10 protein-coding genes are annotated in these 19,564 nt (G+C 72.0%); 6 read left to right on the top strand and 4 right to left on the bottom strand.

What is annotated here, in order from left to right:
• The first annotated feature begins 190 nt into the window (after positions 1 to 190).
• The 6 genes from ACFYWI_RS07105 to ACFYWI_RS07080 all read left to right on the top strand — a co-directional run bounded on the left by ACFYWI_RS07105 (position 191) and on the right by ACFYWI_RS07080 (position 12,545).
• Positions 191 to 3,742: an FtsK/SpoIIIE domain-containing protein gene (locus ACFYWI_RS07105; protein WP_389226459.1), complete on the top strand. Its 3,552-nt coding sequence runs from the start codon at positions 191 to 193 to the stop codon at positions 3,740 to 3,742.
• A 372-nt stretch (positions 3,743 to 4,114) separates the two neighbouring features.
• On the top strand, positions 4,115 to 5,470 hold the full coding sequence (locus ACFYWI_RS07100; protein ID WP_389226456.1) for an ABC transporter substrate-binding protein: 1,356 nt from the start codon (positions 4,115 to 4,117) through the stop codon (positions 5,468 to 5,470).
• Positions 5,471 to 5,474: 4 nt separating this feature from the next.
• Complete coding sequence (locus ACFYWI_RS07095) at positions 5,475 to 6,821, top strand: carbohydrate ABC transporter permease (protein ID WP_389226453.1); 1,347 nt, start codon at positions 5,475 to 5,477, stop codon at positions 6,819 to 6,821.
• Positions 6,818 to 7,726 carry a carbohydrate ABC transporter permease gene (locus ACFYWI_RS07090; protein WP_389226450.1) on the top strand — a complete coding sequence of 303 codons (909 nt, stop codon included), beginning with the start codon at positions 6,818 to 6,820 and terminating at the stop codon, positions 7,724 to 7,726. The genes ACFYWI_RS07095 and ACFYWI_RS07090 overlap by 4 nt, the downstream gene beginning before the upstream one ends.
• Before the next feature lie 156 nt (positions 7,727 to 7,882).
• The gene (locus ACFYWI_RS07085) at positions 7,883 to 10,144 is read left to right on the top strand and encodes a CDP-glycerol glycerophosphotransferase family protein (RefSeq protein ID WP_389226447.1); all 2,262 of its coding nucleotides are present in this window, start codon (positions 7,883 to 7,885) and stop codon (positions 10,142 to 10,144) included.
• Between the two features lie 70 nt (positions 10,145 to 10,214).
• Complete coding sequence (locus ACFYWI_RS07080; RefSeq protein ID WP_389226444.1) at positions 10,215 to 12,545, top strand: CDP-glycerol glycerophosphotransferase family protein; 2,331 nt, start codon at positions 10,215 to 10,217, stop codon at positions 12,543 to 12,545.
• Positions 12,546 to 12,587: 42 nt separating this feature from the next.
• Here the strand turns inward: ACFYWI_RS07080 and ACFYWI_RS07075 are convergent, their stop codons facing one another.
• The 4 genes from ACFYWI_RS07075 to ACFYWI_RS07060 all read right to left on the bottom strand — a co-directional run bounded on the left by ACFYWI_RS07075 (position 12,588) and on the right by ACFYWI_RS07060 (position 19,494).
• Positions 12,588 to 12,962: a hypothetical protein gene (locus ACFYWI_RS07075; protein WP_389226441.1), complete on the bottom strand. Its 375-nt coding sequence runs from the start codon at positions 12,960 to 12,962 to the stop codon at positions 12,588 to 12,590.
• 34 nt (positions 12,963 to 12,996) lie between these two features.
• Entirely contained in the window at positions 12,997 to 14,532 is a 1,536-nt protein-coding gene (locus tag ACFYWI_RS07070) for a methyltransferase domain-containing protein (RefSeq protein WP_389226438.1), read from the bottom strand.
• 44 nt (positions 14,533 to 14,576) lie between these two features.
• Positions 14,577 to 15,782 (bottom strand): glycosyltransferase 87 family protein, encoded by a 1,206-nt coding sequence (locus ACFYWI_RS07065; protein WP_389226435.1) that lies wholly within the window; start codon positions 15,780 to 15,782, stop codon positions 14,577 to 14,579.
• 247 nt (positions 15,783 to 16,029) lie between these two features.
• Complete coding sequence (locus tag ACFYWI_RS07060) at positions 16,030 to 19,494, bottom strand: CDP-glycerol glycerophosphotransferase family protein (RefSeq protein WP_389227305.1); 3,465 nt, start codon at positions 19,492 to 19,494, stop codon at positions 16,030 to 16,032.
• Positions 19,495 to 19,564: the final 70 nt, after the last annotated feature.

The raw sequence follows: 19,564 nt of genomic DNA, 5'->3' as shown, positions 1-19,564 counted from the left end.
TGAAGGCCGGGCGTGTTGTCAGTGGCAGGTGCGAGGATGCCCCCAGCACACAGTCACATGGGGGTGGCTCCTCGGCGCGCCTGCGCGCAGGGGGTGTGGGGGCCCGTGGCTCGTGCCGACCTGCCGGGTGGGGCGATCACAGGGCGGCTCCCCTGCCGGGTACCCCGCGCAGAAGGGATTGCTGACGGCGATGCAGATCCGGCTGACCGTTCTCGCGCCGCGCGGCGGCCAGTCCGTGCCCGCGGGGCGCCCGTGCGACGTGCTGGTCACCGCGCCCGCCGGGACCGCGCTGGCCGCGGTTGCCTCCGGTCTGGCGGCCGCAGTCTCCGGTCCGGACGCCTCGGGCTCCGTGGTGCTGTACGCGGGAGCGGAGCGCCTCGATCCGCAACGCCGCACCCTGGGCGAGCCACCGCTGGTCGACGGCGCGGTGCTCTCCCTCCAGCTGCCGGGTGAGGAGGAGACCCCGGGGACGGATGTCTCGGCGCAGCTCCATGTCGTCGCCGGTCCCGACGCGGGCGGGGTCCATCTGCTGCACGGCGGCCGGGTCAGCATAGGCAGGTCCGCCGAGGCGGACGTGCCGCTGGACGACCCGGACGTCTCCCGCCTCCACTGCGCGGTCACGGTCGGGGACGACGGCCGGGTGACGGTCGCCGACCTCGGCTCCACGAACGGCACGACGGTGGACGGCAGCGCCGTGACCACCCGTCCCACGCGCCTCCCGGCGGGCGCCCTGCTGCGCCTCGGCGAGTCCACGCTGCGCCTGGCTTCTCCCCAGGGTTCCGCACCCCTGCGGACCGCCCCGGACGGCGAGGGTCATCTCCGGGTGACGCGTCCGTCCGCGGACAGGAAGGCCTCGGGGTCCGCCGGGGCGGGGGCTCAGGACCCGACCGGGCCGCAGGGACCGGCCGACCCCGGTGGGACACATGACGAGGCGCTCGCGTCGTACGGGTCCGCCGTACGGGACGCGCCTGGCCACGAGGCGTACGGGTCCGCCCAGCAGGGAGCGGCCTCCGGACCCGCCTGGCTGCCGGCGCAGACCGGGCCGGTCACCGGAGCCGCGGGGGCGTTCGGCGCCGGCGGGGCCTCAGGTGCCCCGGGACACACCACGCCCTCCGCGTCGCGTCGCACCCCCGGACATGAGGCTCCTGGCGCGGCCGCGGCGGCCCCCGGCGACGGGCGCGCGTCGGCCGGCCCTCCCCGCCGGCACGGTCGCGGCGAGCCCACGTGGGCCGCGAGGCCGGCCGGTGCCGACACGACGGCCGACGGCGGACGCGGGTCCTACGGATCCGCCGGACCGGACAGCCCGGCAGGGCCGCACGGGCCGGCCGGAACCGGTGCCCCCGGCGCGGTGGGACCGGGTAGCGGGCAGGCCGGCGACGAGACGCACCACCTGGTGGCCCGTCCGCAGGCCCCCGACGGCACTCACCCCCGCGTGCCCGACCCGTACGACCGCGCCGCGCCGACGAGCGGCGGGCACAGGCCGGACACGGCCCCGTACACCGGCCCCCCCTCCGCGCACGGCCGGGCCGGTGAAGAGACGCACCCGGAGGGGCCCGCAGGGCACAGCCGGGGCGCCGGGACGCCCCCGCGGGGCACCCGCACGAGCGAGAGCCCCCGGAGGCGGGGCATAGGCGCCTGGGCGCGGCGGCTCGCGGGCGGCCGGGAGGACCGGGCGCCCGAGCAGTTCAGCGCGCCCGGTCCCGCGGCAGGCGCCGCGGCGCCTGCCGCCGAGCGCTGGCCCGACCCCGCCGCGGTGCTGCTCACCGCGCTCGGACCGGGGCCCCGGCTGTGGGAGCGGGAGCCCGGGCACCCCGAGTCCCTCGTACTGCGCCTCGGTACCACCGACCGGGCCGAACTGCCCTCCGTGCCGGTGACCGTCGCCCTGCGCGAGGCAGGATCGCTCGGCCTCGCCGGCCCCAGGGCACGGCTGGCCGGGCTGACCAGGTCCGCCGTGGCCCAGCTCGCAGCGCTGCACTCCCCCTCGGATCTGGAGATCGTGCTGATCAGCGCGGACCGGACCAGGAGCCTGGAGGAGCGCAGGAGCGAATGGGCCTGGCTCGGCTGGCTGCCGCATCTGCGCCCGGCGCACGGCCAGGACTGCCGGCTGCTGCTCGCCTACGACCGCGACCAGGCCGGTGCCCGTACCGCCGAGCTGACCCGCCGGCTGGACGACGGACCGCTCGGTCCCGGCTGGCCCAGTGCCGACCGCAGGGCCGTCGCGGACGCCGCCGCGCGTCACACAGGTCCGCGCACGGTGGTGATCGTCGACGGCGACCCGGGTTCGGCCGAGCTGCGCGAGACGACGGCCCGGCTGGCCGGTGCGGGCTGGGCCGCCGGGATCCATCTGCTCTGTCTGGCCGAGACCCCGGCCGCCTCCCCGCTCTCCCCGGTCGCAGCGACGTACGAGACGGCCTGTGCGACCTCGCTGCCCTTCCGCGAGTGCGGGGCGGTCGCGCTGCTGAGCGGCGATGTGGCGACGGCACTGCGGCTGATGCGGGTGGCCGGCGGGCAGCCCGCGGGCCATGGCACGGTCGGCGCGGTGGATGCGGTGTCGGCGGCCTGGGCGGAGCGTTTCGGGCGGGCCCTCGCGCCTCTGCGCACGGACTCCCCCGCCACCGGCTCCGGTGGCCGGGTCACGGCGCTGCCCCGGTCCGCGCGCCTGCTGGACGAACTGGAGCTGGCCCGCGCCACCCCCGCATCGCTGATGGCGCGCTGGGCCTCGGCCGGCGACGGCACGGTGGTGCTGGGCGCGGGCCCCCGCGGCCCGCTGGCCGTGGACCTCGCCGAAGAGGGCCCGCATCTGCTGATCGAGGGCCCCGCGGGCAGCGGCCGCACCGAACTGCTCCGCTCGGTCGCGGCCTCGCTGGCCGCCGCCGGCCGCCCCGACCGGCTCGGCCTGCTCCTGGTCGACGGCGCGGGCGGTGAACGCGGCGAGGGACTCGCGGCCTGTACGGAACTGCCGCATGTCACCGAGCATCTGGTGGCGAGCGACCCGGTCCGTATGAGGGCGTTCGCGCAGGCCCTCGGCGCCGAGCTGAAGCGGCGCGCCGAACTGCTGGGCGAGGACGGCTTCGCCGCCCGGCACGGGCGGAACGAGACGGCCGGCCGGCGCGCCCCGAGCGCGGCCGAGCAGCGCGGCGACCTGGACTCCCCCGCGTCCGGGACGCTCCGGCTGCGTCCGGGCGCGCGTACGACGAGCCACGAGCCGGACCCGCTGCCGCGTCTTGTGGTGCTGGTGGACGACTTCGACGCCCTGGTGGCCCCCGCGCTCGGCAGCCCGGGCCGCCCGGCGGCCGGTTCGGTGGTGCGGGCGCTGGAGGCCGTGGCCCGGGACGGCGAGCGGCTCGGCATCCATCTGGTGGCGACGTCCTCGCGGCCCGACCGGACCGCGGACACCGCGCTGGCCGAGGGGGCACGGCTGCGGGTCGTCCTGGAGGCGCCGCCCGTGTCCCCGGGCCCGGACGATCCGGCTCCCGGCCGCGGCAGGCTGGGGCATCCGGACGGCCGGGTGACCCCGTTCCAGGGCGGCCGGGTGACCGGCCGTATTCCTCGGACGGCGACCTTGCGTCCCACTGTGGTCCCTCTCGAGTGGGAGCGCATGGGCGATCCGCCCACCCGCCGGCCCGTGCGCGAACTGGGCAACGGCCCCACCGACCTGGCGCTGCTGGCCAGTGCCCTGGAACGAGCTGCGCGTTCGGTGGACGCGGCTCCGCTCGCGCCGCTGACCCCTGCTCGTCCCTGACACCGCACCGCCCCCGAGCGGGCCGAAGGGGCGCGCGGCCCACGGCCGGAGGCCGCTGTCGAGCAGAGCGAAAAGGGTGGGGTTCCCCCGGACAGGGTCCGGGGGAACCGGAGGTCCCGGGGGCTGTGGTCGATGTGCGGCTCCGCCGCGTGCGGGATCGAGCACGATCGAGTGTCGACACACGCTGAGGCGCCCGGGGGCCCACGGAGAAGCCAGGGGGAGAGCCGAGCCCCGAAGACGCCGTCGTCCTGACATCGCGTCACAAGGCCATCACGAAAGGCCGGTTGTCGCCGGGGGCGGTATTGCGACACCCGTACCACGGGCGTAGACCTGGATCACGGGACAGCAGCGCACGGGAGAGACGGGGCAGTGATGCGCACAACTCTTCGTACGGGCAGGGCCGCAGTGATATGCGTCGCCATCGGGGCGCTCGCCCTTGCCGGATGCGGCGGCGACAAGGACAGCGGAAAACCGAAGGACAACGAGAGCGAGGACGCGGCCGCAGCGGTCCAACTGCCCAAGCTGAACGGCGAGAAGATCGAGGTGGCCGCCGTCTGGAGCGGCCCGGAGCAGGAGAACTTCACCAGGGTTCTCAAGGAGTTCGAGAAGCGCACCGGAGCCACGGTCACGTTCGTCCCGGCGCAGGACCCGATCGTCAACTTCCTCGGCACGAAGATCGCGGGCGGCTCTCCCCCGGATGTGGCGATGCTGCCCCAGGTCGGCGCGATCCAGCAGGCCGTGGAGCGCAAGTGGGCCAAGCCCGTCGGCCCCGAGGCCAAGGCGCAGCTGGCGAAGAACTACTCGACGGGCTGGCAGCGGCTCGGGGCGGTCGACGGCACGCAGTACGGCGTGTACTACAAGGCCGCCAACAAGTCGCTGATCTGGTACAACAACACGGCCTTCGAGAACGCGGGCGCGCAGGAGCCGAAGACCTGGAAGGACTTCCTGGCGACGGCCGAGACGATCTCCGCCTCGGGTGTCACCCCGGTCTCGGTCGCGGGCGCGGACGGCTGGACACTCACCGACTGGTTCGAGAACGTCTATCTCTCCCAGGCCGGCCCCGAGAAGTACGACCAGCTCGCCCAGCACAGGATCAAGTGGACCGACCCCTCGGTGAAGAACGCGCTGACCACGCTCGGCGAGCTGTTCGGCAAACCGGCGCTCATCGCGGGCGGCGCGGACGGCGCGCTGCAGACGGAGTTCCCGGCCTCGGTCACCCAGACGTTCAGCGGCGGCGACCAGCCCAAGGGCGCGATGGTCTTCGAGGGCGACTTCGTGACCGTGAACATCGCACAGACCGACGCCAGGATCGGTACGGACGCCAAGGTGTTCCCGTTCCCGGCGGTCGGCGCGCAGCCCCCGGTGGTGACGGGCGGCGACGCGGCCGTGGCGCTGAAGGACAGCAAGGGCGCGCAGGCGCTGCTGACATTCCTCGCCTCGCCGGACGCCGCGAAGATCCAGGCCCAGGCGGGCGGGTTCATCTCGCCCAACAAGTCCCTGGACCCGGCGGCGTATCCGAACGACGTCCAGCGCGACATCGCCAAGGCGCTGATCGCGTCGGGCGACGACTTCCGCTTCGACATGTCGGACCAGATGCCGCAGTCGTTCGGCGGCACGCCCGGCAAGGGTGAGTGGAAGGCGCTGCAGGACTTCCTGAAGAACCCGAAGGACGTCGCGGGCGCCCAGCAGAAACTGGAGCGGGACGCGGCCAAGGCGTACAAGGGCTGACGAGATGCCGGCCGTCACCGCGGGGGGCCCGGCAGGCCCGGTGCCCCCCGCCGGCACACGCAAGAGCGTGACAGGCACCCGGAAAATCGTCGCGGCCGGCTTTCTGCTGCCCGCGCTGGTGCTGCTGGGCGCGCTCGTGGTCTACCCGATCGGGTACTCCCTCTACCGGTCCTTCTTCGACCAGTCCGGCAGCGGCTTCGCCGGACTCGGCAACTACCAGGAGATCTTCACCGACGACACCATTCTGACCGCGGTCGAGAACAACGCGATCTGGGTGGTCGTCGCGCCGACCGTCTCCACGGCCCTCGGTCTCATCTTCGCGGTGCTCACCGAACGGGTGCGCTGGGGCACGGCGTTCAAGCTGATCGTCTTCATGCCGATGGCGATCTCGATGCTCGCGGCGGGCATCATCTTCCGGCTGGTGTACGAGCAGGACCCGCAGCGCGGCGTGGCCAACGCCGTGTGGGTGGGCGTCCATGACACCTTCGCCGAGTCGGCCGGGTTCCCCAAGGCGCATCCACTGCCCGTCCACCCGCTGAAGGCGGCGGACGGCGGGGCGTTCGTCACCAGGCAGCCGGTCGCCGCGGGCACCCCGGTCCAGCTTCCGCTGGTCGGTGTGGCGCCCGCGAAGATGCCGTCCGACGCGAAGCCCGCGAAGGCGCCCGGTCCCGGCGACGGCAGCATCACCGGAACGGCCTGGCTGGACTTCACCAAAGGCGGCGGCGGCAGGCCGAACGCGATCGACCCCGAGGAACTCGGGCTCAAGGGCATCAAGGTGGAGGCGGTCAAGGACGGCACCGTGGTCGCCGACGCCCGGGCCGACGCGGACGGCACCTTCACCCTGCCGGCCGCCGCCGACGGCGCCCTGCTGCGGCTGCCCGCCGAGAACTTCCGGGAGCCGTACAACGGCGTGAACTGGCTCGGCCCGAACCTGGTCACCCCCGCGATCATCGGCAGCTACGTGTGGATGTGGGCGGGCTTCGCGATGGTGCTGATCGCGGCGGGACTGGCGAGCGTGCCGCGCGAGCTCCTCGAAGCGGCCCGGGTCGACGGCGCGAACGAGTGGCAGGTCTTCCGCAAGGTCACCGTGCCGCTGCTGGCTCCCGTGCTGGCGGTCGTCCTGGTCACCCTGATGATCAATGTGCTGAAGATCTTCGACCTGGTCTTCATCATCGCGCCGGGCTCCTCCCAGGACGACGCGAACGTACTCGCCCTCCAGCTCTACCGCTCCTCGTTCGGCACGGACGCGGATCTGGGCCTGGGCAGCGCGATCGCCGTCCTGCTGCTTCTGCTGGTACTGCCGGTGATGTTCTTCAACATCCGCAGGATGCGAAGGGAGGCCCGGCGATGAGCACGTCCGACCTCGTGGTGAAGGCGCGGGAGGCCCCTGCCGCGGTGAAGGCGAAAGGGTCCGTCGCCGCCCGCCTCGCCGCCCGCACCGGGGGCGGCGCCCTGCGCGTCTTCCTCGTCCTGGCCGGCCTGTTCTGGCTGATGCCGACCATCGGGCTGCTGCTCTCCTCGTTGCGGGGCTCCAGCGACATCGGCGAGAGCGGCTGGTGGCGGGTGTTCTCCGCACCCGCCCAGCTGACCGGCGAGAACTACTCGCGGCTGCTGGAGAACGAGGCCATCACCGACTCCCTCCTCTCCACCGTGATGATCACCGTCCCGGCCACCGTGCTGGTCGTGGTGATCGGCGCGCTCGCCGGGTACGCCTTCGCCTGGATGGAGTTCCCCGGCCGCGACTGGTGGTTCATGGTGGTGGTCGGCCTGCTGGTGGTCCCCGTGCAGGTCGCGCTCGTGCCCGTGTCCAAGCTGTTCGGCGCGATCGGGATCTTCGAGACAACCATCGGCGTGATCCTCTTCCATGTCGCCTTCGGTCTGCCGTTCGCGATCTTCCTGCTCCGCAACTTCTTCGCGGAGATCCCGCGTGAGCTGCTCGAGGCGGCCCGCCTCGACGGGGCGGGTGAGATACGGCTGTTCACCCAGGTCGTGATGCCGCTGGGCGGGCCCGCGATCGCCTCGCTCGGCATCTTCCAGTTCCTGTGGGTCTGGAACGACATGCTGGTCGCGCTGATCTTCGCGGACTCCGAGTCCGCGCCGATCACGGTCGCACTCCAGCGCCAGGTACGGCAGTTCGGCAACAACATCGATGTGCTGGCTCCCGGCGCCTTCGTCTCGATGATCATCCCGCTCGCCGTGTTCTTCGCCTTCCAGCGCCAGTTCGTCACGGGCGTGATGGCGGGGGCGGTCAAGTGAGCTGCTGACGCACGGACGAACGCAGGAGGGCGGCCCGGTTACCCCGTAACCGGGCCGCCCTCCGCCGTTCGTCCCCCGTATGCCACGTCCGGCGTAACCAACTCACCCCATTGGCCGTTCTCGGGCCATCTGTCCGCGCCGATCCATGGATGTGACGTGCCCCGGTTCAGCGTCATCGTGCCCGCGTTCAAGGTCCAGGCGTATCTGCATGAGTGCCTGGAATCGGTCCTGACACAGGGCTTCGACGATCTCGAACTGATCGCGGTCGACGACTGCTCCCCGGACGCCTGCGGCGCGATCATGGACGAGTTCGCGGCGGGCGACCCCCGCGTCACCGTGGTGCATCTGGCCGAGAACGGGGGTCTCGGCCAGGCCCGCAACGCCGGTCTCGCCCGCGCGAGCGGCGAGTACGTGATCTTCCTGGACAGCGACGACACCCTCGTCCCCGGCTCGCTGCAGGCCATCGCCGACCGGCTGGAGCACACCGACGACCCGGACGTGCTGATCTACGACTACGCCCGTACGTACTGGACGGGCGAGGTGACCCGCAACACGTTCGCCCCGCTGCTCACCGAGCAGGGGCCTGCGACCTTCCGGCTCGACGACCGCCCCGGCCTGCTCAAGCTGCTGATGGTGGTCTGGAACAAGGCGTACAAGCGGGAGTTCGTCGAGCGCGAGGGCCTCACCTTCCCGCCCGGCTACTACGAGGACACGCCCTGGACCTATCCCGCCCTGCTGGCGGCCTCCAGCCTCGCCACCCTGGACCGGGTGTGCGTTCACTACCGCCAGCGCCGCCAGGGCGGCAACATCCTCGCCACCACCAGCCGCAAGCACTTCGACATCTTCGACCAGTACGACCGGGTGTTCGCGTTCCTCGACGCCCGGCCCGCGCTCGCGCACTTCAGGCCCGTCCTGTTCCGCCGCATGATCGACCACTTCTCGACGCTGGCCACCGCCCGGGGCCGGCTGCCGCGCGGCAGCCGCGCCGAGTTCTTCCGCCGGGCCCGCGCCCACTGCAAGCGCCACCGCTGTGCCGGCGCCACCCTGCCCCTGCGCGGCCGGCTGCGCCATGCGCTGATCCGGCACGGCAGCCACCGTCTCTACCGCGCCCTGTGGTCGGCCGATCTGCTGCGGGTACGGGCCCGCCGCCTCGCCGGATCCGGCCACCGGGCCGTACGGGCGGCCGCGTTGCAGCTGCACTACCGCATCCAGCTGCGGCTTCCGGTCCGCTCCGACCTCGCGGTGTTCGCGGCGTACTGGAACCGGGGATACGCCTGCAATCCGGCGGCGATCGAGGCGGCCGTACGCGAACTCGCCCCGCACATCCGCACCGCCTGGATCTCCTCGGCCGAGCACCGGCACACCGTCCCGGTGGCGACCCGCAGGCTCACCCCGGGCACGTTCGGCTACTGGTCGGCGCTGGCCCGCGCCAAGTACCTCGTCAACAACGTCAACTTCGACCGCCGCATGGTCAAGCGGCCCGGCCAGATCATGCTGCAGACCCATCACGGCACCCCGCTGAAGACCATGGGCGTCGATCTGCGGGAACGCCCCGCGGCGGGCGGAGCGATGGACTTCGAGCAACTGCTCGCCAATGCTGACAAGTGGGACTACTCGCTGTCCGCCAACCGCCACTCCACCCTCGTGTGGGAGAGGGCGTATCCGTCCCGGTGCACCACGCTCGAGTACGGCTATCCGCGCAACGACATCTTCCAGCGCGCCACCCGCGACGACATGGCGCGCCAGCGAGCCCTGCTCGGCATCCCCGAGGGCGCCACGGCCGTGCTGTACGCCCCCACCCATCGCGACTACCGCCGCACGCAGCGGCCGCCGATCGACGTGGCACGTCTCGCCGGCGCTCTCGGTCCGCGCTTCGTCCTGCTCACCCGCGCCCACTACCTCAGCGACACGACGCTCGGTGGCGATGCGGCGCACCGCGTCGTGGACGTCTCCGGACACCCCCGCGTCGAGTCCCTGGCGCTCGCCTCGGACGCGCTGATCACCGACTACTCGTCCCTGATGTTCGACTACGCCAACCTGGACCGGCCGATCGTGCTGCACACCGGCGACTGGGAGGCGTACCAGGCGGCACGCGGCACGTACTTCGACGTGCGGTCCTGCCCGCCGGGCGCGGTGGCCCGCACCGAGGACGAGCTGATCGACATCTTCACCGGCGGCCAGTGGCACAGCTCCCGCTCGGCCCAGCTCCGGGCGGCGTTCCGTGAGCGCTTCTGCCCCTACGACGACGGGTACGCGGCCGAGCGCGTGGTGCGACGGGTCTTCCTGAACGAGACCGGCGGCCTGCCCGCCGTCCTGCCCCTGCCGCACCGGGTTCCCACGCGGGCAGGCGGGTCCGTCCCGCGCCAGCAGGCGCCTCAGCGCGTCCCCGGCGGGCGGGTGCCCCTCCCCCGCACCTGACGGGCTCGTGCCCCTCCGCCCCATCCGACACAGACCGTCCGAAGCCGTACGTGCGCGAGAAAGAGTGTCCATGCCCCGCCTGAGCATCATCGTCCCTGTCCGTCGTGTGCGCGGGAGTCTGCGCGAGTGCCTGCGGTCGGTGCTCGACCAGTCCTTCACCGACTTCGAGATCATCGGGGTCGCCGACGGTTCACCGGACGGCTCGGGGCAGTTGCTCGACGAGATCGCCTCCGGCGACCCCCGGGTGCGCGCCGTCCATCTCGCGCAGCCCGCGGGCTCCGACGGCCGGCGCACCGCCGGCACCGAGCGGGCAAGGGGCGACTATCTGCTGTTCCTGGAGGGCACCCATGTCCTGCTGCCCGGGGCGCTGCGGCGCATCACCGACCGGCTCGCGGCCGCCGAGGACCCGGATGTGCTGCTCTACGGCCATGTCCGCACCCCTTTCCGCGGTGTTCCGCAGCCCAGCCACTCCCTGCAGCTGCTGAGCGAGCTCGGCGACAGCACGGTGTGCACGCTCGCCGAGCGTCCTGAGCTGCTGCAGGTCGCGGCCGTGTGCTGGAACCGGGCCGTGCGCCGCGACTTCCACGAGGCGGGTCAGGTGTCCTTCGCCCCGGGGCAGTACGGCGACCGGATGTACGCCCTCGGCACGCTCGCCGCAGCGCGGCGTGTCGCCGCCCTCCCCGTGCCCTGTGTCGAACACCGGCAGCAGCGCCGGATGCCCGCGCCTGCCGAACCGGAGGAGCGGGTCGTGCCGCACGATCTGGTCGAGCAGTTCAGCGACCTGTTCGGGGCCCTGCAGGGCACGGAGCGCTTCGACGCCGTGCACGGCCCGCTGTTCACAGTGGCCTGCAGGGAGCTGCTGGAGACGTACGCGACGCTCCCGGGCCGACGGCGTTCCTTCGCACGGGCCGTGGCCGCCTTCCACCGGGACCACCGGCCGCGGGACCACACGGCGCCCGGCGGGTTCGCGGCGCTGCGGATGAGGCTGCTGACCAGGGGCCGCTGGGGCAGGCTGAGGGCGCTCGATGCGGCGCTCACCGTCCGGCGGGGGCTGCTGGCCGCCGTGCCGGCGTCCCGCAGGGAGGCGGCACGGCGGCTGTTCCCGCTCTACTACCGGCTCCAGCGGCTGCGGCCGCTGGACCGCAGGCTCGCCGTCTACAGCGCGTACTGGAACCGCGGTGTGAGCTGCAACCCGGCCGCGATCCACCGCAAGGCCGCCGAGCTGGCGCCGGCCGTGCGCGGGGTGTGGGTGGTGTCGCCCAAGGCCGCGGCCGAACTGCCGCCCGGTGTCGCGCATGTGGTGCCGGGAACACGCCGCTACTGGTCGGTGATGGCCCGGGCCACGTACTTCATCAGCAACGTCAACTTCCCCAACCAGGTGGTCAAGCGGCGTGGCCAGGTGCATGTGATGACCCACCACGGCACCCCGCTCAAGGTGATGGGCGTGGGCCAGCACCAGTACCCGGCGGCCGCCCAGGGGCTCAACTTCAAGGAGCTGCTGGGCCGCATCGACCGCTGGGACGTGAGCCTGTCGTCCAACCCGCACTCCACGGAGGTCTGGTCGCACGCCTACCCCAACGCCGCCCGCCATCTGGAGTCCGGCTATCCGCGCAACGACGTGCTGGTCACCGCCACTGACGAGCAGATCGGCGCCGCCCGTGCCGCGCTCGGTATCCGTCCCGGGCAGCGGGCGATCCTGTACGCCCCCACGTTCCGCGACTACGAGCGGACCTTCACCTGCCGCCTCGATCTGGAGCGGTTCGCGGCACAGCTCGGCGAGGACAGCGTGCTGCTCGTCCGCGCCCACTACTTCCACGAGGGCAGCGGGCTGAACGCGCACCCCGGCATCGTGGACGTCTCGGGCCACCCGAGCACCGAGGAGCTGTGTCTGGCGGCCGACGCACTGATCACCGACTACTCGTCCGTGATGTTCGACTACGCCAACCTCGACCGGCCGATCGTGGTGCACGCCCCCGACTGGGAGATCTACCGGGCCGTGCGCGGGGTCTGCTTCGATCTGCTCTCCGGCGCGCCCGGCGACACTCCGGGGGCGGTGACGCGTACGACGGACGAGCTGATCCGGGTCTTCTCGGACGGCACCTGGGACAGTGCGGACAACCGGGAGCTGCGTGCCGCGTTCCGGGCCCGGTTCTGCGCGTTCGACGACGGCCGGGCGGCCGAGCGGGTCGTACGGCACGTGCTGCTCGGTGAGCGGGAGCCGCTCGAGGTGGTGCCGCTGGCACAGCGCCGCCCGGTCGCGGTGCCGCGCCAGACGGATGTCAGCACGGCTCCTGAGCCGAAGGCGAAGCGCAGGCCGAGGCCCAAGCCAAAGGCCAAGGCCAAGCAGCAGCCGAAGGCGAAGCCGGAACCGGTGCCCGAGCCGGTCGAGCACGACGCCTGATGCGTACGGGCGGGCTCCGGGATCCCGCCCGTACGCCGCGGATCAGCGTTGCTGGCCTGCCATCACCGTGACCAGGCCGGCCACCACCATCAACGATCCGCCCCAGGTCCAGATCGAGGTCCGCTCGTGCAGCACGGTGGAGCTGGCCAGCACGATCAGCAGGTACCCCAGTGCGTTGAAGGGGTACGCGATGTTCAGCGGCACCTGCGCCAGGGTCGACATCCAGGCCAGGGCCGACACGGCGAACACGAGCAGCCCGAGCACCACCCAGGGGGTGGACGCGGCCCGCAGCATCGGCGAGACCCCGCTGTGCTCGGCCGCGGCGGCCGCGGACCGCATCCCGTGCTTGAGCATGATCTGGCCGGCCGCCGACGAGAAGACCGCGAAGAGCAGCAGCAACAGACTGGGCAGCGTCAAGATCTTCCTCCTGGCAGGGGGCCCGGGCCTCGGCTCAGGTACCGGCGCCCACTCGGCCCGCTCGCTCGGTGGGGACGTACTGGCGGTTGAGAATGTCTTGGACATCGACGTGCTCCCCGGCGATGATCGTCTGTGCCGCATGCGGGGTGAGCACTGCGACGTACTGATAGCCGAAGAGTGTCGGCCGCATACGGGTCAGGAGCCTGGAAAGTGCGCCCAGGGTCCCGGCGATGATCCCGCCACCGAGCACGGACCAGAACGGCGCGCCGGTCGAGGTCACCTTCAGCAGGTCGTAGCCGGCCGAGCGCACCGTACGGCGCAGGCTGGCGCGGGTGAAGAAGCGCAGATGCGTCTCGTCGAGGATGCCGCGCCGGTCGTAGTCGAAGATGCCGAGCGCGACGCGCAGGCGTGCGTACCAGTGGCTGAAGTTCGGTACGGACAGCAGCACCTTGCCGCCCGGGCGCAGTACCTCGGCGAACTGGGCCAGCACCCGTTCCGGGCGGGAGAGATGCTCGATGACGTCGCCCGCGACGACATAGTCGAAGTCGACGCCGAGGTCCTGCGGCAGCCCTTCCTCCAGGTCGGCGAGGTGGAACTTCGCGCAGCGCTCGCGCACACCGGGCACCTCGACGAAGTCGATGCCGGTGACGGTGTGGCCGAGGGCCTTCAGGCGCTCGGCGAACAGCCCGCCCGAGCAGCCGACGTCCAGGACCCGGCCCGGTGGCAGGGTGCGCATGATGCGCAGGATGGCGGAGTGCGAGGAGCCGTCGCCCTCCTTGAAGGCGTAGTCGACCGGCTTGGGGATCCAGGGGCAGGTGCCGAAGCCCTTGAGCGCGAGCCGGTATTCGAGGACGTCCTTGACGACGTCCTTGGCGTAGCGCAGACCGTTGACGTAGCAGATCTCGTCGCCGTAGTAGGTCGGGACGGGGATCTCCTTGATCCGCATCCCGGCGTCGAGCAGCTGGACGATGATCTGGGTGTCGAAGTCGAAGGCGTCGGTGTTGCGGTCGATCGGCAGGCGGCGCAGCGCGGCGACGCTGTAGGCGCGGTAGCCGGAGTGGAACTCGGTGAGCCGCGAGCCGAGCAGTGCGTTCTCCAGCCGGGTCAGGATGCGGTTGCCGAGCCACTTGTAGAGCGGCATTCCGCCCTGGAGTGCGCTGCCGGCCCGCATCATCCGGGAGCCGAACACCGCCTCGCACTCACCTCGTTCGATGGGGGCGACCATCTCGGGCAGCAGCTCGGGGGCGTACTGCCCGTCGCCGTGCAGCAGCACCACGATGTCCAGTCCGCGCTCGGCGGCGAGCGCGTACCCCGCCTTCTGGTTGCCGCCGTAGCCGAGGTTCTTGGTGTGCCGCATGACGACGGTCGGCGGCATCCCGGCCAGCTGGGACCATCGGCAGCCCGCGGTGAACGTCTCGTCGTTGCTGGCGTCGTCGAGGATGAGGATCTCGGCGATACGGGTCCGGAAGTCCTTCGGAATGCGGTCGAGCGTCTTCTCCAGCGTGGACTCGGCGTTGTACGCCACTACCAGGATGCCGATCCTTGGGCTCGGACGGCTCGGGCTTTCCATCACGAGGGCTTCTCAACTCTCCGTTGGTTCGGTTCGGTCGGGGGTCAGTTGACGGGGGAGGCGGGTGTGGCGGGCGGCTCGGCGCGCGGGGCCACGACGGGCGCCCGCGCGGGCGCCGAGGGGGTGGGGGGCGCGGCGAGGACTCTGCGGACGCCGGTGGCGATTCCTGCCGCGAGCAGCCACCAGCCGACGGCGGTCAGACTGAGCGCCGTCTCGCTCCAGCGGACGGCACTCGCCCCCCGGTAGACGAGGACCGTGGCGATGCCGACGACGACGCTGAACGCGGTCCCTTCCCAGAGGCCGAACAGGAAGAGGCCGACGACGGGCCAGGCCAGGTACTGGACGGCCGAGCCGGTGCTCAGCAGCAGCAGAAGCGTCAGCGAGAGGCCGACGGCGTGGGCGGGCGCGGTGGGCCGCATCCAGGCGAGCCAGGCGCCCGCGGCCATGCACAGCAGCACGAACAGGAGGTGGAAGTTCTCGTGCAGGGCGAGGATGAACGCGTCGGACAGACCCAGCCAGTCGGAGAACCGGACGAAGCCCCACATGCGGGTCCGTCCGCCCTTGTACTCGAGGACCTTCTCCCGCAGCGGCACGGGGACGGTCGCCAGCACCGGGCCCCAGAGCAGCAGCAGGACCGCGCCGAGTCCCGCGGCGAACCGTGTCAGGGCGGGCCGCCCGGCGCGGGCGGCGGCCACGATCAGCGCGGGGATCGCCACGACCGGAATGAGTTTGATGCTGACGGCGACGGCGGCGGAGATTCCGGCCGCGAGCGGACTGCGGCGGTCGACGAGCAGATAGGCGGCGGCAACGGCGAACATGATGGCGACCGAATCGGTGTTCCCGTGATATCCGGAGGTCGTGATCAGAAGCGGGCTCAGGGCACAGCCGAGTGCGCACGCCATCGCCGCCTTCACCGTACGGCGCCTGCGCAGGATTTCGAAGACGAGAACGGCCGAGACGAAATCGGCCAGACAGGCCGGTGTGCGAATGAGGAACGCGAAAGGAATTCCCAGCCGGTCCAGTTCGTCCATCCCGAGCAGCATCCAGCTCGCCAGCGGCGGATGGTTGTAGACGGGGACCCGCGGCATCGGGTGTTCATAGATGCGCAGCGGGCCGACCTGGGAGATCGCCCTGGCGAACGCGCCGAAGAACCGGACATCGGCGGGACCTGGAAGCTGGGCGGCGATGACCACCTTCGCCACGAAGGCGACAGCGGATACGGAAAGGACGACGGTACGTGCTCGTCGCACATCCGGCGTTCCGGTTGTCGTTCGCGTGCGCAGGTCCATGGCCGCCGAACGTAGCAATCCACAACGTCAACAGCGCGCACCGATAAACACACTTAAATGCTGTACAGTTCACTGCGCTGCGATCTTTGGCGCAGGACCGGCGCGTGAATCACCCGGACGGTCCAGACCCGCCCATAACCCGAACGATTCAGCGCCCGTTCGCCACCCGTCCTGCCCCTCGGTCGCCGCCGTCAACCCGGCGGCCTTTTCAGAACTCCTGCAGCATGCGGTCGACGACCGCCGCCGCGGCATGCGCGTCGTCGAGATCGCAGAACACCTGGCGGAACGACTCGTACGCGTCTTCGTACGTGGCGGTCGCGGCCGCCGGGGCCCGCAGCGCCTCGATCAGCTCCGCGCTGCCCGGCACCAGCGGCCCCGGAGCTCTGCCCTCGAAGTCGAAATAGAAGCCGCGCAGGGTGTCCCGGTAGTGCTCCAGGTCGTAGGTGTGGAACAGCATCGGCCGGCCGGTCTGCGCGAAGTCGAACATCAGCGAGGAGTAGTCGGTGACCAGCGCGTCGCTCACCAGCATCAGTTCGGCGACATCCGGGTAGCGCGAGACGTCGCGGGCGAAACCGCCGGTCTCGGGCAGCCGGTCGTTGACCAGATAGTGCCTGCGCACCAGCAGGACGTGGCTGTCGCCGAGCCGTTCGCGGGCGGCTGCCAGGTCCAGCCGCAGATCCAGGGCGTACCGGCCCCCGCCCTTGGGCCGGTCCTCGCGCCACGTCGGCGCGTACAGCACGACCGTCCTGCCCTCGGGGATGCCCAGGCATTCACGCACGCTCGCTGCGGTCTTCGCCCGGTCCTCGGCATGCAGCAGGGCGTTGCGCGGATAGCCGGACTCGAGCACCTCGCCCTCGTACCCGAAGGCCCGGCGCAGGATCGGTGTGGAGAAGCGGTTGGGCGAGATCAGCAGGCTCCACTGCGCGGCCCGGCGCGGCAGGGACTCGATGTAGGGGCGATTGGCCTGGGCGGTACCCGCCAGGTCCCGGCCGATGCGCTTGAGAGGCGTCCCGTGCCAGGTCTGCACCACGAACCGGCCCGTCCCGCGCTCGAACCACTCCGGCAGCTGGGTGTTGGTGACCACGGCCCGCGACGTCGCCAGCGCCTCGTGCCACTCGGCGCTGCCGTACACGACCGCGCGGACCCCCGCGGGCAGCCGCGCCTGCTGGTCCCGGACCACCCACAGATGCTCGAACGGGCTGTCACGGCGGAGCAGTTCCTCGTGGACGGCGCGCGGCGAGTCGGAGTACTGGCGGCCGTCGAAGCTGCTGAAGAGCACGGTGTCGCGGCGCGGACCGCGGCGCAGTGCCGCGAAGCGCTCCCGCATCCGGCGCTCGTTGAAACCGCCGCGCTCGCCCGGCGGCAGCACCGGGCCGGACTCCAGCACCAGCTGGTCGTGGAAGCGGCGGTTCAGGGCGAAGTCCCGCCCGCGCACGCGCTGTACGGCGGGTACGGCCGTGTGCTCGGCGAGCGCCAGACGCATCGGGGCGTAGCGCGCGGGGTCGCTCTCCCCACGCTCCCGGAAGAAGACGTACCAGCGGCCTTCGGCCAGTGGCAGCTCACCGCCGGGGCCCTCGACCGCGCCGGGGGCAAGGACGGCACGGAACCGGCCACGGCCACCGTCCCGTGGCTCGGTGACGAACACCGCCTCCTCCTCGGTGCCGCTGTGCTGGAGCACCACCTCGCTTCGCCGCAGGAGCGGTTCGGGGAAGCTTCCCTCCAGCACCAGTTCGCCGGAGATGGCCCAGGCGAAGGTGTCCGCGACGGGCTGCGGGATCTGCTCGGACAGGACGAGGTCGGCGGATGCGTCGGCGGTGAAAACGAGTTCGCGGCCCTGGCCGGCGAGAGGGTAACGGCCCGGTTCGACCGCGGCACGTACGGCGATCGGGACGCTGGTTCCGTCGGTGCGCAGGAGGCGGAGCTTCCACGGGGAGGTGCGGGAAGCGCCCCCGGACGCGAGGGTCTCCAGGGCGACCTCGGCGGCGAAGGCGCCGGGCGTGGGCGTGAGCGTGACGGGAACCTCGGCCTGCTCCTTGGTGTGGCGGTTCTCCAGCCGGAGCACCTGGGGTGCGGGACCGGTGCCGATCAGCCTGCCTTCGATGCGTACGCATCCGTCCGGCCCGGCCCGGTGCCCGGTGAGCAGGGCGGTGACCCGCTCGGTCCTCAGCCGCAGCTTGTTGCCGGACAGCAGGGGCACGATGCGCAGATCGTCGCTCGTGTGGTGGACGGCGGGCGCGGCGGGATTGCCGGGCATCCGCAGCGGGCCGCGGTGCAGCTTCCCTCCGTCGAGGATGCCGACTTCGAGGCTCCACATGGCGCATGCCGCCTTGAGCCGCCGGGGATCGACGACCGTCTCGAAGCCGGCCCGGTCGTAACAGTGCAGATTCTGCCGGGAGTCGGCGCTCGCCTCGGGCACGTCGGCGGCGCGCAGCCGCAGCGGCACCACGCGCCGCTTGCCGGCCCGCAGCCACCCGAAGGTGACCGGCCGCCGCTCGCCCGCGGGGCGGTTGCGCACATACGCGTACCCCTTCAGGTGAAGCATGCCCTCGCGCCAGGCCACTTCGGTGAGATGCGCGATCACCGGCAGGTCCGCTGCCCCGAGCCGGTCCGCTCTGCGCGGCAGGGGCGCGGTGAGGACCGTGTACTGCGCACGGGGGCGGCGCAGACCACGGACCCGGAAGGCGTCGCGGCCGCCCTGCTTCTCGTAGGCGATCAGCTCGAGCAGTTCGGCCAGGCGGCGTTCGCGTACGAGCTGCCACTTGACGCGCAGATGCAGGGGGAGCCCGTCGAGCACCTGCTGCCCGGCGGTGTCGGCGAAGGCCCCGGCGTGCCGGAGGAACGCCTCGTGGTACTCCGCGTCCCCGTCCACGAGCGCTTCCATGAACAGCCAGAGATCGCTGGCGAGCACGGTGGCCTCGTAACGCCTCCTGCCCTCGGCCCACTTGGCGTCGCCGGCGAGGAACTGCTGTGCGTGGGCCACGGAGGCCGCCCGGTCGCGTACGGCGTGCGGCCTGGCCCTGCGGGTGGTGATCGAACCGTCCCGGTCCCGCCAGAGGTAGACGGTGTCGTGCAGCACGTCGACGGAGGCGGCGAGGAAGTGGGCGGGCAGGATCACGGGAATGTCCTCGTACAGGACGCCCTCGGGAAAGGCGAAGGAGTGCCGGTCCCAGAACGCCCTGCGGAAGACCTTGTTGCAGGCGATCCGGTCGTAGAGCAAGGCCCAGTGCCGGGTGACATGGGTTCCCGTACGGGACTTCGCCATCGGCTCGCGGAACATCGGCGACTGCGCCGTCCTGCCGCCCGCGCGCAGGCGCAGGACATTGCCGGTGGCGAAGTCGGAGCCCGACGCGTCGAGCGAGGCGATCATCTTCTCGTACGCGTCCTCGGGCACGACGTCGTCGCTGTCGACGAACGCGAGGAACTCCCCGCGGGCGTGGGCGATCCCGGCATTGCGCGCCGCGCCGAGCCCCGCATTCTCCTGCGACACCAGCCGGAACCGCTCGTCCTCGTCCGCGAAGCCGCGGGCGATCCGGGCGCTGCCGTCCGTGGAGCCGTCGTCGACCATGACGACCTCGAGTTCGCGAAGACTCTGCCCTGCCAGCGAGCGCAGGCACTCCTGGAGAAAGTCCTCCACGTTGTACACGGGAACGACGACGCTGAGCCGAACCGGCATGGTGAGCACGTCCATTCAAAAAGCGCGGGGTTGCCGGGGAGAACAACCCGTTTGCCGGACAGGGGTCACC

It is taken from the genome of Streptomyces sp. NPDC002889 (assembly GCF_042888425.1).
Taxonomy (GTDB): Bacteria; Actinomycetota; Actinomycetes; order Streptomycetales; family Streptomycetaceae; genus Streptomyces.
This window is presented reverse-complemented; position numbering and strand designations above follow the sequence as displayed.

Coding starts and splice junctions, on each gene's coding strand:
- ACFYWI_RS07100 (WP_389226456.1), top strand. CDS start 4,115: ATGCGCACAACTCTTCGTACGGGCAGGGCCGCAGTGATATGCGTCGCC.
- ACFYWI_RS07060 (WP_389227305.1), bottom strand. CDS start 19,494: ATGCCGGTTCGGCTCAGCGTCGTCGTTCCCGTGTACAACGTGGAGGAC.
- ACFYWI_RS07095 (WP_389226453.1), top strand. CDS start 5,475: ATGCCGGCCGTCACCGCGGGGGGCCCGGCAGGCCCGGTGCCCCCCGCC.
- ACFYWI_RS07105 (WP_389226459.1), top strand. CDS start 191: ATGCAGATCCGGCTGACCGTTCTCGCGCCGCGCGGCGGCCAGTCCGTG.
- ACFYWI_RS07080 (WP_389226444.1), top strand. CDS start 10,215: ATGCCCCGCCTGAGCATCATCGTCCCTGTCCGTCGTGTGCGCGGGAGT.
- ACFYWI_RS07070 (WP_389226438.1), bottom strand. CDS start 14,532: ATGGAAAGCCCGAGCCGTCCGAGCCCAAGGATCGGCATCCTGGTAGTG.
- ACFYWI_RS07090 (WP_389226450.1), top strand. CDS start 6,818: ATGAGCACGTCCGACCTCGTGGTGAAGGCGCGGGAGGCCCCTGCCGCG.